Below are 15,974 nucleotides of genomic sequence, written 5' to 3'. Positions count from 1 at the left end.
GTGCTCAGCCCCGCCACCGCTTCTACCGGCTGGCGGGGCTGAGTGCAGGTAAGCTAGAGAAAACATCAATCGTCTACTAGGGGAAAACGTGAAGATTCTCGTTACCGGCGGTGCCGGCTACATCGGCTCCCACACCGTACTCGAACTGCTCAAGGCAGGCCACGAGGTAACCGTTATGGACAACCTCTCAAACTCCTCCATGGAGTCCCTGGCCCGCGTTGAAGAACTGACCGGCAAGACTGTAGAGTTCCGCAAGGTTGACCTACTGGACCTGCCCGAGATGAAGCAGCTTTTCAACCTGGTCAAGCCCGATGCCGTGATCCACTTTGCTGGTCTTAAGGCTGTGGGCGAGTCCGCTGAGAAGCCCCTGTGGTACTACCAGACCAATGTCACCGGCACCCTCAACCTGCTCTACGCCATGGAAGACGCAGGCTGCCACTCCATCGTCTTCTCATCATCGGCTACTGTCTACGGCGAGCCCGAGTCTATGCCGCTAACCGAAAAGATTAATATGGACGCCCAGTCCTGCTACGGTCGCACCAAGGAGCACATTGAGGACATGCTGGTAGACCTGGCAGCCTCAGATTCTAAGTGGAACATTGCCCTGCTGCGCTACTTCAACCCGGTAGGTGCCCACGAGTCCGGCCGTATCGGTGAAGACCCGGCTGGCATCCCCAACAACCTGGTTCCCTTCATCGCTCAGGTTGCGGTGGGTCGCCGCGAATACCTCAATGTTTTCGGCAACGACTACCCCACTGTCGATGGCACCGGCGTTCGCGACTACATTCACGTCGTTGACCTGGCGGACGGCCACCTCAAGGCCCTGGATTACATCACCGCCCACGGTGGTCTGCACACCTGGAACCTGGGTACCGGTAACGGCTACTCGGTTCTTGAGGTTCTGCACGCTTTTGAGAAGGCTGCGGGTAAGGAGCTGCCCTACAAGATTGTGGACCGCCGCCCCGGCGATGTGGCTGTTTCCTACGCAGATCCCGCTGCTGCCCTAGCAGATCTGGGGTGGTCTGCTACCCGCGATATCGACACCATGGTGCGCGACCACTGGAACTGGCAGAAGAATAATCCAAATGGATATGAGGCGTAGCCGAATATCCCCTTAAGCCAAGCCCCGGCGTCCTTATCTCCAACGAGGTAAGGACGCCGGGGCTTAGTGATGCGCTGTTTGGCAGGTTAACGCTCAGGGTAGTGGCGTTCGGTTTCGCCGATGTAGACCTGGCGGGGGCGGCCGATCTTGCGGTCGGGGTCCTGGATACCTTCGGTCCATTGGGCGATCCAGCCGGGGAGGCGGCCCAGGGCGAAGAGGACGGTGAACATGTGCTCGGGGAAGCCCATAGCCTTGTAGATGAGGCCAGTGTAGAAGTCTACGTTGGGGTAGAGCTTACGTTCGATGAAGTAGTCGTCGTTGAGGGCCTTCTCTTCGAGACGCTTGGCGATATCGAGCAGTTCGTTGTTGCCGCCAATGGACTCGAGGATTTCGTCTGCGGTCTTCTTGACGATACGAGCGCGGGGGTCGTAGTTCTTGTAGACGCGGTGGCCAAAGCCCATGAGGCGGACGCCGTCTTCCTTGTTCTTGACCTTCTCCATGAAGTCTTCGGGACTGATGCCGTCCTTCTGGATCTGGTTGAGCATCTTGAGCACTGCCTCGTTAGCGCCGCCGTGCAGGGGGCCGTAAAGGGCGTTGATACCGGCTGAGACGGAGGCGAACATGTTGGCATTCGATGAACCGACAAGACGCACGGTGGAGGTGGAGCAATTCTGCTCGTGGTCTGCGTGCAGGAGCAGCAGCAGATCGAGAGCCTTGGCGTGCAGGGGGTTGACTTCGTACTCCTCGGTGGGGAAGCCGAAGCACATGCGCAGGAAGTTCTCGGTGTAGTTGAGCTCGTTCTTGGGGTAGATAGAGGGCTCGCCCTTGGACTTCTTATAGGCGTAGGCTGCCAGGGTGGGTACCTTGGAGAGCAGGCGGTAGGTTGAGATTTCTACCTGACGGGGGTCGAAGGGGTCGAGGGAGTCAGAGTAGAAGGTTGACATGGCTGAAACGCTGGATGCGAGGACGGCCATGGGGTGGGCGTCACGGGGGAAACCGCGGAAGAAGAATTTGAAGTCTTCGTGCACCATGGTGTGGCGGCGAATCATCTGGTCGAAGTCTTCGAGCTGGGCGGGGGTGGGCAGTTCTCCGTAGATGAGCAGGTAGGCGGTTTCGATGAAGCTGGATTTTTCTGCCAGCTCTTCGATGGGGTAGCCGCGGTAACGCAGGATGCCGGCGTCACCGTCGATGTAGGTGATAGCTGACTTTGCGTTTGCGGTGTTCATGAAGCCCGGGTCGTAGGCTACCTTGCCGGTTTCTTTGAGCATGCCTGCAACTTCGAAGGCACCGTTACCTTCGGTTGCTTCTACTGCGGGCAGAGGCAGTTCTTTGCCGTCATAGCTCAGCAGCGCTTTGTTCTCAGTCATTGTGTTCCTCCTGTCATACGAGGCAACGTACGTGCTGTGTGATGAAGTGGGATTCTAAAAAAGGACGGTGCGGCTTTCGCGGGGTGGTGGAAGGCCGCACCGTGCACGTACGCACGTCATCTATGGTCTACATTACAGCAGAATAATGCGCGGGGTCACATTGGTGTGAGTTCAGAAGCTACATTACGTTCTTTAGCTGAGCTTATTTGACATTAACAGCTTTGCTTTACTCTGACAGTCGGGCAGCGGCACGGGAAATGTCGTTATCTGAACCGGTCAGAGCGATACGTACGTACCCCTCACCTGCGGTTCCGTAGAAAACACCGGGGCCAATCACGATACCCTTGTCTGCAAAGCGCTGGACGGTAGCCCAGGTATCTTCACCTGCTGTAGCCCACAGGTAGAGACCGGCCTCGGAGTGTTCAACGGTTAGCCCGAAGCGTTCCAGGGCCGGCAGTAGGGTTTCGCGGCGGGCCCGGTAGAGGTCTTTCTGGGCCTCAACGTGAGCGTCATCGGAGAGCGCTGCGGTCATGGCGACCTGTACGGGAGCGGGCACAATCATGCCCGCGTGCTTACGAGAGTTGACCAGGTTGGCCATAATCGTCTCGTCTCCCGCGATAAAAGCGCCGCGGTAGCCAGCAAAGTTGGACTGCTTGGAAAGAGAGTAGGCTGCCAGCACCAGATCCTGGCTTTCGCCACAGACACGGGGGTCAAGCACGGAGGGCACAGACTTACCACCGCGAGCAGAGTCCCATTCTCCCCAGCCCAGTTCTGCGTAGCACTCATCGGAGGCAACCACGGCACCCAGGGCACGGGCGTCCTCCACTATCTTTTTCAGCTCATCCACATCGCGCACGATGCCGGTGGGGTTGGCCGGCGAGTTAATCCATACCAGGCGGACGCGGGCACGGGTCGCCTCATCGAGCTCATCCAGGGAGTCAGCTGCCACGGGGGTTGCGCCGGCGAGCTGGGCACCGATGTCGTAGGTAGGGTAGGCAACGGTGGGGCGGACGACCACGTCCCCCTCCCCCAGGCCCAGCAGGAAGGGAAGCCAGGCAACAAGCTCCTTCGAGCCGATAGTGGGCATGACCTGGTCGGTAGACAGCCCGGGAACGCCGCGGCGGCGGTCGAACCAGTCAACGATAGCCTGACGCAGGGTGAGAGTACCGTGGGTCGTGGGGTAGCCGTGGGCATCGGTAGCACCGGCCAGGGCATCACGGATAACTGAGGGGGTAGGGTCAACCGGGGTTCCAATAGAAAGGTTAATGAGCCCCTCGGGGTGGGCTTCAGCGGTAGCCCGGTAGGGGGCCATAGTGTCCCAGGGATAGTCGGGCAGGTCGAGGCCAAATTCGCGCATGGTCTGCTTTCTCTTGTGAATATGTTCAGGTACGGTGGGGGCGCGGCGCGGCGCTGCCCCACCCCTAGGTAGTTGCATGAAGCACCACGTTTATTTCTAGTGTAGGTGCTCATAAAAAAGTCAGCACAAGCGTCTCAAACTTGCTTGTGCTGACTGATGTTTGTTTAGTCCTGGTTCTGCGGGGGCAGGGCCGCAATCATGGGGGCGTCCTTAGCGATGACGCCCAGGCGGGCGGCACCACCGGGTGAGCCAAGATCGTCGAAGAAGTCGGCGTTAGCGGCGGTGTAGTCTTCCCATTCTTCGGGGACGTCGTCTTCGTAGTAGATAGCTTCTACGGGGCAAACCGGCTCACAAGCACCGCAGTCGACGCATTCATCGGGGTGAATGTAGAGGGAGCGTTCGCCTTCGTAGATGCAGTCGACAGGGCATTCTTCGACGCAGGCGCGATCTTTTACATCGACGCAGGGCTGGGCGATGATGTAGGTCATGGGTGCCTTTCTGGTGGTGACGCACCGGTGCGTGGTGTGTTGGGTAACTGTGCTCTAGTGTATCTGGTCACCGGTGTAGGGGCAGATTTTTGTGATGGATGAGATAGCCTGCTGAGCCGGGTTAAGTTTTATTGCGGCGGTATTTAGTGGCGCTCATAATTCCCAGGGTTGAGGCAACAAGGGATCCGAGAGCCCAGATAGTTCCAGCGGTGCCGATCGGGTTGATGGGGTTGATATAGACCAGCATTGAGGTACCTTTGGCAAATGCAAAGATGCCGATGAGGATAAAGGCCGTGGCACCGAGCAGGGCTGCTGCCCAGTTCTTTTCGGTGTGAATGGCAACCCAGGTTGAAGCGAAGTATACGGTCAGGATGCCCAGGGCAGCACCCCAGGGTACCCAGAGCGCACTAGTGGGGTACCAGATATGGGCGTGGTACATGGTTCCGGCAAAACTTGCAATCAGCCCGAGGGCGATTGCGGAAATGGCTGAGTTGATAGGGCCGGGGGCTTCAACGCTTTCTTCCGGAGACGCGGCGGCTGGGGTTCCCGACTGGGCTGTGCCCCAGAGCAGGCGGTAGGTTTCGGTAGGGTTGATGGGCTGGGAGACCCCGTTTGAGTACTCGAAGGTGGTCTCGCTGGTGATAGTAATTTGGGTAGCATGGGCACGCATGGCCTCGCGCTTATGGTCGATACTGCCCATAATGACAGCCTGCTGCCGGGTATCTTGACGATTGGGGTCGCCTTCGATGCCCCATAGAGCGATGGGAGCCGAGGGGGTTCCCTCTAGGGAGCGGACGGCCGCCAAGGTAGCTTCGTAGGTTCGTTTGTGGTCGGGGTGCCCGTAGCCGCCGTCCGCGTCGTAGGTGACGACAACGTCCGGCCTGATTTCACGGATAGCGCTGGCGATGGCGTCTGCCTGGGGCTTGAGGGGCAGACGCGTAAGGCAGTCATCGGCTGCGGCGGGGTTAGCGATAGCGCGTCCGTCCGACCCCCACGTCATACCCGAATCACGGTAGCTGGTGCGCTCGCCGGGCAGGTAACTCGCCCCCTCGCCCAGGTAGAGGTGGCGGCGGATGCCGAGGGCTTTGAGGGAGGCTTTGAGTTCCCCGGTGCGGTACTCACCCAGGGCATGGCCCCGGTCGGTGTTAGCGGGGTGGGTCGCTTCGAGATGACGCAGGGCAGGGTCAATGACTTCACCCATTTCACCACGGGTCATGGTGAGCAAGTGTACAGTGACGCCGGCGTCGGTAAGAGCGCCGATGGTGGCACCGGTCGATGAGGCTTCATCGTCGGGGTGGGCGTGCACGAAAAGAACGGTGGTGTCTTTGGGCTTGATGCCTTCGGGAATCAGGCTAAAAGTAGCGGTGTCGGTGATGACTTCACCGGCGACCGGGTAATGAGGCTGGGCGTCGAGTTCCATGGTGACGGTTTTCTGCTGGGTGCTGTTTGGTTCCTAGCAATTTTAGCTTTACTTACTGAGCTCTAGCTGGGTTTGCTGTTTTAACGATGTGCTTAGGTCATCTCGCTCTTATCCCTGTGGTTATCAGTAGGGCCGTGGCCCGCTCCCCTGTTCAGGAGAACGGACCACGGCCCTGAGAGCATCTATCCCTTTGTACCCTTAGGCGCGGGCGCGACGGCGTGCTTCGCGCACGCGCTCATTGGAGTCAAGGATAACCTTGCGAATACGAATAGCTTCGGGTGTGACTTCCACGCACTCGTCCTCGCGGGCCCATTCCAGGGACTCTTCGAGGGTGAGCTTCTTGGGGGGAGTCATGTTTTCGAAGTTATCTGCTGAAGCTGAGCGCATGTTGGTCAGCTTCTTTTCGCGGGTGATGTTAACTTCCATGTCGTCGGCGCGTGAGTTCTCGCCGATGATCATGCCCTCGTAAACCTCTGAGGTGGGTTCGACGAAGATGGTGCCACGTTCCTGCAGACCGATAATAGCGTAGGGGGTAACGACGCCGGCGCGGTCAGAAATCATAGAGCCGTTGGAGCGGTAGTCGATGTCGCCTGCCCAGGGCTCGTAGCCGGTGGAGTAGGACGATGAAATACCGGCACCGCGGGTCTCGGTGAGGAACTTGGTGCGGAAGCCAATCAGGCCGCGGGCTGGCACGGCGAATTCCATGCGGACCCAGCCGGTACCATTGTTGGCCATGTTTTCCATGCGGCCCTTACGAGCTGCCATGAGCTGGGTGACGGCACCCAGGAATTCTTCGGGCACGTCGATAATCATGTGCTCCATGGGCTCATGAACCTTGCCGTCGATGGTCTTAGTAACAACCTGGGGCTTGCCCACGGTCAGCTCAAAGCCTTCACGGCGCATCTGCTCAACAAGAATCGCCAGAGCGAGTTCGCCACGCCCCTGGACCTCCCAGGCGTCCGGACGCTCGGTGGGCAAAACCTTGAGGGAGACGTTACCGATGAGCTCCTTATCGAGGCGGTCCTTCACCTGGCGGGCGGTAACCTTAGCGCCCTTGACCTTACCGGCCAACGGTGAGGTGTTGATACCGATGGTAACGGAAATCGCAGGGTCATCGACCTTGATCAGGGGCAGGGGCTTGGGGTTCTCGGGGTCGGTGAGGGTTTCACCAATGGTGATGTCTTCGATACCGGCAACAGCGACAATTTCACCGGGGCCAGCGGACTCAGCGGGAACACGTTCCAGTGCCTTGGTAGCCAGTAGCTCAGAGATACGAACATTCTTGGTTTCGCCATCCTGACGTACCCAGGCAACGGTCTGGCCCTTCTTCAGGGTGCCATTGAAGATACGCAGCAGAGCCAGGCGGCCCAGGAAGGGTGAGGAGTCAAGGTTGGTCACGTGAGCCTGCAGCACCTCATTGGGGTCGTAGGTGGGGGCAGGAACATGTTCCAGGATGGTCTCGAAGAGGGGCTCCAGGTCATCGTTATCGGGCAGGGCGCCGTCAGCGGGCTGGTTCAATGACGCAGCACCTGCCTTACCGGAAGCGTAGACGACGGGGACATTCAGCAGAGCATCGATATCGAGATCGGGAACCTCATCAGCCAGGTCGCTCGCCAGCCCCAGAAGCAGGTCCATAGACTCGCCAACAACTTCGTCAATACGGGCGTCGGGGCGGTCAACCTTATTAACAACCAGAATAACGGGCAGCTTAGCAGCTAGGGCCTTACGCAGCACAAAACGGGTCTGGGGCAGGGGTCCCTCTGAAGCGTCCACCAGCAGCACAACACCATCAACCATGGACAGGCCGCGCTCAACCTCACCGCCGAAGTCAGCGTGACCGGGAGTATCAATAACGTTGATGGTAATTTCTTCGCCCTTGGCTGCAGGGCCGGAGTAGAACACGGTGGTGTTCTTAGCCAAAATGGTGATGCCCTTTTCCTTTTCAAGGTCACCGGAGTCCATGACGCGGTCTTCCACGTCAGCGTGGGCGGAGAAGGCGTTGGTCTGCTTGAGCATCGCATCAACGATGGTGGTCTTGCCGTGGTCAACGTGAGCCACGATTGCCACGTTGCGAAGGTCGCTCCGTGAAGCGGTGTTCTGAGTTTCAGACATGCGGAAAGTATCTCGCTTACATGTTGGGGATAAGGACGCCGGTGCGCGGCTTACCTGTCGAATTTTCGGCACCAGCGCAGAGGGCTTTCGGTTTGATTATACCGGCGGCACCTAAACTAGCCGCTATCTTCTGGGACACATTAGAAATGAATAAGGGAGGCGGACGCTCTCTTGCCGACTAACCTTCTTGCCGGTTCGCTGGCGCTCACTGGCAATTCATGCCAGCCCCAGCCAGTCGGCGCCGAGAGCGTCCGCCTCCCTAAAGGCAGTTCATTTCCTATTTATTCCAGGGTGTCTGCTTTACATCCTGGGGTTTGACTACCGGAATAGATCCAGTCACCGCACGGATCTGTTCGATTGCGGCAGTATTTGCGTCGACCTGGAGAGCTACTTCGTCAACAGCCTTTTCTACGGCCTCTTCGACCTTAGCTTCAACCGCCTTATCCACGGCTTCTTCCAGGGCCGCTTCGAGCTGGCCGTCCAGGTGTTCGTCAAGGTGCTCCCCCACTGCTGCGGTGACGCGCTCTTCGACGCCTTCGGCAACCAGCTCGTTGACGCGGTCGTCAATCTGCTCAGCCAGTGAGGCTTCAATCTCATGGCGAGCATTACGACGCTGGGCGCGGACGAAGAGACGGTGCTCAACGCTCAGGGCCTTGTAGAGGGAGATACACATCAGCACGATCACTATTGAGAAAGGCAGGGCCGTCAGAATTGCGACGGTTTGAATCGCTGACAGCGATTCGCTACCACCGATGACAACCAGGGAGATCGCGGTTGCAGCTGCAACCAGCACCCAGAAGACACGAATCCAGGTTTTGGGTTCAGGTGACCCGTTAGTGGAAAGCATGCCCAGTACCAGAGCGCCGGAGTCTGCCGAGGTCACGAAGAAGACGGTAATCAGCAGTACCGCACCGGCAGTCAGAATGACGCCACCGGGCAGATTGTGGAACATCTGGAAGAGGGCATTCTCCGCAGAGACGCTACCGTCTTCGCCCACCAAGCTAGTGCCGGTGCCAAAGAGTTCCTGGTGCAGGGCAGTGCCACCGAGTACGGAGAACCAGAAGAAGGAGGTCAGAGCGGGTACCAGCAGCACACCGATCACGAATTCGCGCACGGAACGGCCCTTGGAAACTCGGGCGATGAACATGCCGACGAAGGGCGACCAGGAAATCCACCAGCCCCAGTAGAAGGTGGTCCAGGCAGCCTGGAACTGTTCACCGTCAACACCGTAGAGGGCCAGGGTCTCAAAGGTCATGGCAACGACGTTTTGCAGGTAGTTACCGATGGACCCGATGAAGTTACGGAAGAGGAAGAGGGTGGGGCCAACCACCAGCACGAAGAGGCAGACGATAGCGGCCAGCATGAGGTTGCCGTTCGAGAGCCACTTCATACCCTTTTCTAGACCGGTGACCACGGAGAAGAGGGTGATACCCATGAGCACCACGATGATGCCCACCAGCCAGCCGTTACCCTCGGCCGGGATGTTCATGTAGCCCAGGCCCGCAGCAATCTGCATTACACCGAGGCCAAGAGAGGTCGCTACACCGAAGAGGGTGCCAACCAGGGCGACAACGTCGATGACGTCACCTGCTCCACCTTTTACGCGGTCGCCCAGCAGGGGCTTGAGGGAGTAGCGGATAGAGAGAGGCAGCTTGAGGCGGTGGGTTGCATAGGCAATGGCAAGGCCCACGATGACGTAGATAGCCCAGGGGTGCAGACCCCAGTGCAGGAAGGACTGGCTCATCGCAGCCTGAGCAATTTCTTCCTTGGTGCCGTCACCCACGCCGGGGCGGGGGTCAACGTAGTGCATGAGGGGTTCGGTTGCCCCGTAGAAGACCAGGCCGATGCCCATACCGGCAGCAAAGAGGAAGGCGAACCAGGTAGTGAAAGGGTAGGCGGGTTCGTCGTCGTCATCGCCTAGCTTAACGTCGCCCATGCGGGAGAAGCCCAGGTAGAGGGCGAAGATGACGAAGAAAGCAACGATAGCGACGTAGTACCAACCGAAGTAGTTAATAACGTCTGCCTGCAGGGCATCGAAGATTTCTTTGGTGCGGTGGGGGAAGGCCAGGGTGATGCCGATAAAGGCAGCCATGATAACGGCTGCGGGAATAAAAACCTTGGGCGCCAGGGAACCTTCACGCATGTTTTCCTTAGCGGCCGCGTCGATATCCCCCTTCCGCAGGTCGGGGCCCGAGCTGGGCGGAGTTTGCTGGGTGGTAGCCATGAAAGTGTCCTTTATATCTTCTTACGTTTCGACCTAGTTGACATGCAAAAGCACCCCGTATGCCGCGTCCGCACCCACACCTATAAGAGCGAGGAGCTCGCACAGCGTGGTTCAGGAAGGGGCTAGAGATGCCTATTCCACTTCAATAATAACACCACTGATAATAAGTAGGCATCTTCTTGGTCTGCTTAATTGCCTATAAAACCACAAAAAACCACACCCGCCAGCGGGGTCAAAAACTACCAAACCAACATAAAATAGAGGCAAGAACACCCAAATCGACAGGAAGGCAGAGCACATATGTCTCTCCCCGCCATCACCGATCCCGTCCAGACCAAAGCCTGGGCAGCCCTGACCGAGCACCAGCAGAAGACCACCGCCGACCTACGCGCCTGGTTCGAAGCCGACCCTGCCCGCGCCGAAAAGCTGAGCTTCACCGCCGCCGACCTCTACGTTGACCTCTCCAAGAACCTCATCACCGAAGAGACCCTGGCCCTGCTAACCCAGCTGGCCAACGAAGTGAACCTCGAAGAGCGCCGTGACGCTATGTTCGCCGGTGAGCGCATCAACGTCACCGAAGACCGCGCCGTCCTGCACACCGCCCTGCGCCGCCCCAAGGGCGCCACCCCCGCTCTCGTCGTTGATGGCCAGGACGTCGACGCCGACGTCCACGAGGTCCTCGCCAAGATTTACGACTTTGCCGACCGCGTCCGCTCCGGCGAGTGGGTAGGCATTACTGGCAAGCGCATCGAAACCGTTGTCAACATCGGCATCGGCGGCTCAGACCTGGGCCCCGTCATGGTCTACGAGGCCCTGAAGCCCTACGCCCAGCCCGGCCTGACCGCCCGCTTCATCTCCAACATCGACCCCACCGACGCCGCCGAGACCGTCAAGGACCTAGATCCCGAGACCACCCTTTTCATCGTCGCCTCCAAGACCTTCGGCACCCTCGAAACCCTCACCAACGCCCGCGTCTGCCGCGAGTGGCTGCTAACCTCTCTGCGCGAGGCCGGCGCCCTGGACGGCAAGGACGAAAAGGACGCCGTCGCCGCCCACTTCGTCGCCGTCTCCACCGCTCTGGAAAAGGTCAAGGCATTCGGCATCGACCCCGAGAACGCTTTCGGGTTCTGGAACTGGGTAGGCGGACGCTACTCCGTCGACTCCGCCATCGGCACCCCCCTGGCTATTGTGCTCGGCCCCGAGGTCTTCGAGCAGTTCCTGGCCGGCTTCCACGCCATGGACGAGCACTTCCGCACCGCACCCCTGGCTGAAAATGTCCCCGCCCTGATGGGTCTGCTGAACATCTGGAACGTCAACTTCCTGGGCGCCGAAACCCACGCCGTCCTCCCCTACGACCAGTACCTGCACCGCTTCCCCGCCTACCTGCAGCAGCTGACCATGGAATCCAACGGCAAGTCCGTGCGCGCGGACGGCAAACCCGTCACCACCGCCACCGGTGAAGTCTTCTGGGGCGAGCCCGGCACCAACGGCCAGCACGCCTTCTACCAGCTGATCCACCAGGGCACCCGACTGATTCCCGCCGACTTCATCGCCTTCGCCAACCCGGTTCACGCAACCCGCGACGGCGAGCAGGACATCCACGAGCTCTTCCTAGCCAACTTCTTCGCCCAGACCAAGGCCCTGGCATTCGGCAAGACCGCCGATGAGGTCCGCGCCGAGGGCACCGCCGAAGAAATCGTTCCGGCCCGCGTCTTCTCAGGCAACCGCCCCACCACCTCCATCATGGCCTCTCAGCTGACCCCCGCCGTCCTGGGCCAGCTCATCGCCCTCTACGAACACATCACCTTCGTTCAGGGTATTGTCTGGGGCATCGACTCCTTCGACCAGTGGGGTGTTGAGCTCGGCAAGCAGCTCGCCCTGCAGCTGGCCCCCGCCGTGGGCGGCGACCGTGAGGTTCTGGCTCAGCAGGATTCCTCAACCCAGGGCCTGATTGGCTACTACCTGGACCAGCGTAAGTAATTTAGCTACCGCAGGGCGCCCCTTGGCCGACTAACCTTCTTGGTCTCGCCCTGGAGGGCTCGCCCAATTCATGCCAGCCCCAGCCAGTCGGCTGCAGGGGCGCCCTACGTTAGCTGAGACATGCTGCTTTCGATTGGGTACGCAAAGCCTACTAAGCATAACCCCGGTAACTTCGTCAGTTACCGGGGTCCTTGCGTTAAAGCTGGGCAAGCGTGGTAAGTACGGCCTGCTCAATAATTCTGATGACCTGGGACTCAGGCAGGGTAGGCAGGCTTCCTCTTTCGACTCCCCCAGCGTCCACACTTGCCGTGACAGACGGACGCTCGGGTGCGGCGTCCGCTCCCCCACCGGCTTCTACGTGTGTGAGGGGAATATGGACGAAGCCCGCCGGTATTACCCCTTTGGTTGCGTGCATAAGCTCGTAAAAAACATGGTTACACACAAAAGTTCCGGCGGTGTACGACAGCTCTACGGGCAGTTGCTGGGCAGCTAACTGCTCAAAAATTACTCGAGTAGGCAGGGTAGAGAAGTAGGCATCGGGGCCATCGCCACGGATGGGCTGGTCGATAATCTGGGTACCGGAATTATCTGGAATACGAGCAGAGTCGAGATTGATACCAACGCGTTCCAGGCTGACCTTATCGCGGCCAGCCGCAACGCCAAGACTTATAGCTAGCTCAGGCTTAATGCGCTCTAAGAGCTCGCCCAGCACCCGGCTTGATTCGGTGAACTCCACTGGTAGTTCATGCACCTCAACAGTGAGATGTGGAGACGAGATCGCCAGAGCTTCCTGCGCCCCAAATGCTACCGCCTGGCTGGGATTGATAGGTACCCCTTCAAAGGGGCCAAAATAGGTGAGCAGAAGGGTGGTCATCGTCGGCTCCTGCAGTTTAGGTATTGTTAGAGGTATGTCTGAGCACAAGCCTACTCGCTATATCCACCACGAAGAGCCCCTGGAAGATACTCCCGAGGCTCTTAACCTAGACGGCTTCGACGATGAAGCATACCCGGACGAACGCCGCGCCCCAGCGGTTGCTCAGAACGTAGGCTTTGCAGGCGCTGTACGCCTTTTTTATCGACACTACTGGAATGCTAAAGGGCAAGCATCTGCCAGCGAATTCTGGTGGGCACTGCTCTATCTAGCAGCAGGTACCGTGCTATATTTTGGTGCCACTATTTGGCTCAACTATCTCACCCTGCCAGAAAACGCCTCTTCACTGTTACGCACAGTATTTATGCTGCTTGTGATAACAAACCCTCTATGGATTGTGGTTAATATTGGCCCCGCCGTCTCCCTCATCAGAAGACGGCGGAACATGGCAACAGGCAAGGCTGACTTTTAGAACTCTCTATCCCAGAATCTCAGGAGCCTTGAACTCTTGGCCCAGGAGGTGCTGATTTAACCAGGCTGTGAAGACCTGGTACCAGAGGCGGGAGTTGCCAGGTTTCAGGATCCAGTGCCCTTCATCGGGGAAGTAGAGGTACTTGTGCCCTAGCTCCGGGGAGTGGCGCTGTAGGTCAGCCCAGAGGTGGTGGGCCTGACCGATGGGCACGCGGTAGTCCTTGTCGCCGTGAATCACCAGCATAGGAGCCGCGATATCGGCGGCACGATGACGCGGCGAGATGCTATCACCCTCTCCCCCGAACTCGACCTTCCATTCGTGCCAGGCACCGTTATCTGAAAGGTAGTACATGGTGTTGTAGTCCCAGATTGAGGCGTGGGTGACGTAGCACTTAAAGCGGGTGCCCGCGCGTCCTGCCACCCAGTTGGTCATAAACCCGCCGTAGGAGCCGCCTGAGAAGGCCACGTTATCGCCCTGGATATCGTCGCGGGCGGCAGTCTCTTCGACCACCTGCATAATATCGGTGTAGGGAGTGCCCCCCAGGTCGTCGCCGCCTCGGTCGAGCATGTGCTGGCCGTAGCCGGTGGAAATCGCGGGGTCGGGCATGAGCACGGCGTAGCCAGCTTCGGTGAAGGCCCAGGGGTTCCAGCGGTAGGTCCAGGAGTTCCAGGACCCCCAGGGGCCGCCGTGCGCAAAGACGAGCAGGGGCAGGGGGTCGTCAGCCTCCTTTTCGGGCAGGGCAAGGAAGGAGGTGAACTCGGTGCCGTCAGCTGCGGTGGAGCTCAGGCGCTCGAAGCGGCCCGGAGCGCGCAGCTCTTCGATCGGCGAAGCCAGGCGGGTTACGTCGCCGGTTTCAATATCGATACGGACGGGGTAGGCCGAGTGCTGGTGGGCATCGCGCAGGGCAATGAGGGCCCCTTCGTTATAGGCCAGGGCTGAAAAGTGGCTGGCGCCGTCCTCAACCAGTACGCGGGTAGCACCGCCGAGGCTGCCGGTGAAGATGGCGGTAGCCCCCAGGTGGTCGGTGACGAAGGCGTAGCGGGTGCTATCAATCCATACGATATCACCCGCCCAGCGGTCGACGTCGCGGGAGAGCTCGGTCAGCTGGCCGGTCTCGAAGCTGTAGTGGCTGGCGTTGACCTTGATGGACTGGCCGGGCAACCAGCGGCGCACCTCGGTGATAGCCAGGCCGCTGCCGTCCGGGGTAAAAGCACCGGCTGAGTAGTCATGAGTTTCGGTCGCTTCGGCCAGCAGCTGGGGTTCTTTCTCGCCGTTGAGATCAAGCAACCAGGTGCTGTAGCGCTGGTGGATGCCGCGGGCCTTGGTATGCAGGGTGATAGCGACGCGGTCGCCGGTGGGGCAGACTTCGAAGCCGGCAAGTTCTGCGCGGTCGCCGGGTAGGGCGATACGGCGGGGTTCACCGTCCCCGTCCTTAACATAGAGGGCGCGGACGCCGGTGCCTAAGTCGTGGTCCCAGAAGCGGGTGGGGAATTCGGTGTAGAGCACACCGGAGGTGGCGGTTTTCTCGCGTTCGTCGAGGGTCTTGGCCTGCTCTTCGAGGCTGCCCCGGTGGGCTTTGGCGCTGTAGATGTAGCGGGTGGTTTCATCGCGCTGGCGTACCGCGAGGGCGTCCACGCCGCCGGGGTGGGTGAAAATGAGTTCGGGTTCGCCGTGCTCAGGTAGGCGGTAAACGCCTTTGAGGCTCTTGGAGTCGGCTTCGTCAACGTCCTTGCCCAGGGTCAGGTAGATGTGCCCCTCATCTGTAACGGTAAGGACGGAGGCGCCCGACTCTGGTGCCGTCAGCGGGTAGGGCTTGCCCTCCTGCCCTGTGGGAAGGGCCCAGAGGCGGGGGCGCCACTTTGCGCCGTCCTTGTTCAGGGTGTTGACAGTGAGCACGGGCGCGCCAGTGCGCCCCGCTGCCAGCCCGACCATGCGGGGGTGTTCAATGAGCTGCTTGAGGTAGGCAGCATTTTTCTGCTGGTCTTTTTCTTGGAGTGTGGTATCAGTCATAGGTTCTACGGTATCACCGGCACCTATCGGGACGGTAGCGCGTCCGCGTCCTCAAAATCATCGCCGGTGAGCAGCGGGAAAATATGCTGAGTATTCAGTGGGGCCTGATTGCTGTGGTCATTGCGCGCAGGGTCGGGGTGAACCCACCTAATTTCCTCAATTTCAGCGCTGGGTGCGGCCTGGTCTAGGCCAGCGACACCCCCGGCGGTTACCAAAAGATAAACATGGGCGCGGACGGTTCGCCCCGGCTCGTTGAGGGCCACCGCCTGGTAGGTGCCCAGGTTCATCAAGGAATAGCTATCGAGAATAAGACCCAGCTCTTCGGCAGCTTCACGACGGGCGGTTTCTTCGGCAGTTTCACCCGGCTCAGGTTTACCACCGGGGAGCATGAACCCTGTGGTGCCGTGTTTGCGGACGGTGAGGACCTCACCCAAGGAATTACGAATGACAAGTGCAGAAACAATAATCGGGGCTGAAGTAGCGGTGCTCATATCAGCAACCCTATCTCAGTAGCCGATTTATCTTGTCACACAGACCCCTCATATTTAGTGAGCGCAGGCACATCGTTGTA

12 protein-coding genes are annotated in these 15,974 nt (G+C 59.4%); 3 read left to right on the top strand and 9 right to left on the bottom strand.

Annotated elements, in window-relative coordinates; genetic code table 11:
* Positions 1-88 precede the first annotated feature (88 nt).
* Entirely contained in the window at positions 89-1,102 is a 1,014-nt protein-coding gene (gene galE / locus HWU94_RS03770) for a UDP-glucose 4-epimerase GalE (RefSeq protein WP_185174367.1), read from the top strand.
* Between the two features lie 86 nt (positions 1,103-1,188).
* Here galE and HWU94_RS03765 read toward each other — a convergent pair whose 3' ends face one another.
* From HWU94_RS03765 to HWU94_RS03740, 6 genes are all read right to left on the bottom strand, one after another.
* On the bottom strand, positions 1,189-2,469 hold the full coding sequence (locus tag HWU94_RS03765) for a citrate synthase (protein ID WP_185174366.1): 1,281 nt from the start codon (positions 2,467-2,469) through the stop codon (positions 1,189-1,191).
* A gap of 226 nt (positions 2,470-2,695) precedes the next feature.
* Positions 2,696-3,826: a succinyldiaminopimelate transaminase gene (gene dapC, locus HWU94_RS03760; protein WP_185174365.1), complete on the bottom strand. Its 1,131-nt coding sequence runs from the start codon at positions 3,824-3,826 to the stop codon at positions 2,696-2,698.
* 164 nt (positions 3,827-3,990) lie between these two features.
* On the bottom strand, positions 3,991-4,314 hold the full coding sequence (gene fdxA, locus HWU94_RS03755) for a ferredoxin (RefSeq protein WP_135013646.1): 324 nt from the start codon (positions 4,312-4,314) through the stop codon (positions 3,991-3,993).
* Between the two features lie 121 nt (positions 4,315-4,435).
* A complete protein-coding gene (locus HWU94_RS03750; protein WP_185174364.1) occupies positions 4,436-5,734 on the bottom strand; it encodes a PIG-L family deacetylase in 1,299 nt (432 codons plus the stop codon).
* A 198-nt stretch (positions 5,735-5,932) separates the two neighbouring features.
* On the bottom strand, positions 5,933-7,846 hold the full coding sequence (gene typA / locus HWU94_RS03745; RefSeq protein ID WP_185174363.1) for a translational GTPase TypA: 1,914 nt from the start codon (positions 7,844-7,846) through the stop codon (positions 5,933-5,935).
* Positions 7,847-8,123: 277 nt separating this feature from the next.
* Positions 8,124-10,070: a BCCT family transporter gene (locus HWU94_RS03740; RefSeq protein WP_244956016.1), complete on the bottom strand. Its 1,947-nt coding sequence runs from the start codon at positions 10,068-10,070 to the stop codon at positions 8,124-8,126.
* Positions 10,071-10,370: 300 nt separating this feature from the next.
* Between HWU94_RS03740 and pgi the strand changes: the two genes are divergently transcribed.
* Positions 10,371-12,050: a glucose-6-phosphate isomerase gene (gene pgi / locus HWU94_RS03735; RefSeq protein ID WP_185174362.1), complete on the top strand. Its 1,680-nt coding sequence runs from the start codon at positions 10,371-10,373 to the stop codon at positions 12,048-12,050.
* A gap of 196 nt (positions 12,051-12,246) precedes the next feature.
* On the opposite strand, the gene HWU94_RS03730 is transcribed toward pgi, so the two are convergent.
* Positions 12,247-12,924: a pyroglutamyl-peptidase I gene (locus tag HWU94_RS03730; protein ID WP_185174361.1), complete on the bottom strand. Its 678-nt coding sequence runs from the start codon at positions 12,922-12,924 to the stop codon at positions 12,247-12,249.
* A gap of 34 nt (positions 12,925-12,958) precedes the next feature.
* Between HWU94_RS03730 and HWU94_RS03725 the strand changes: the two genes are divergently transcribed.
* Positions 12,959-13,393 (top strand): hypothetical protein, encoded by a 435-nt coding sequence (locus tag HWU94_RS03725; RefSeq protein WP_185174360.1) that lies wholly within the window; start codon positions 12,959-12,961, stop codon positions 13,391-13,393.
* Positions 13,394-13,399: 6 nt separating this feature from the next.
* Here HWU94_RS03725 and HWU94_RS03720 read toward each other — a convergent pair whose 3' ends face one another.
* A complete protein-coding gene (locus HWU94_RS03720; RefSeq protein ID WP_185174359.1) occupies positions 13,400-15,403 on the bottom strand; it encodes a S9 family peptidase in 2,004 nt (667 codons plus the stop codon).
* A 23-nt stretch (positions 15,404-15,426) separates the two neighbouring features.
* Complete coding sequence (locus tag HWU94_RS03715) at positions 15,427-15,894, bottom strand: NUDIX domain-containing protein (protein WP_185174358.1); 468 nt, start codon at positions 15,892-15,894, stop codon at positions 15,427-15,429.
* Positions 15,895-15,974 lie beyond the last annotated feature (80 nt).

Origin of the sequence: Rothia nasimurium (genome assembly GCF_014217215.1) — a bacterium.
GTDB classification, from domain to species: domain Bacteria; phylum Actinomycetota; class Actinomycetes; order Actinomycetales; family Micrococcaceae; genus Rothia; species Rothia avistercoris.
This window is presented reverse-complemented; position numbering and strand designations above follow the sequence as displayed.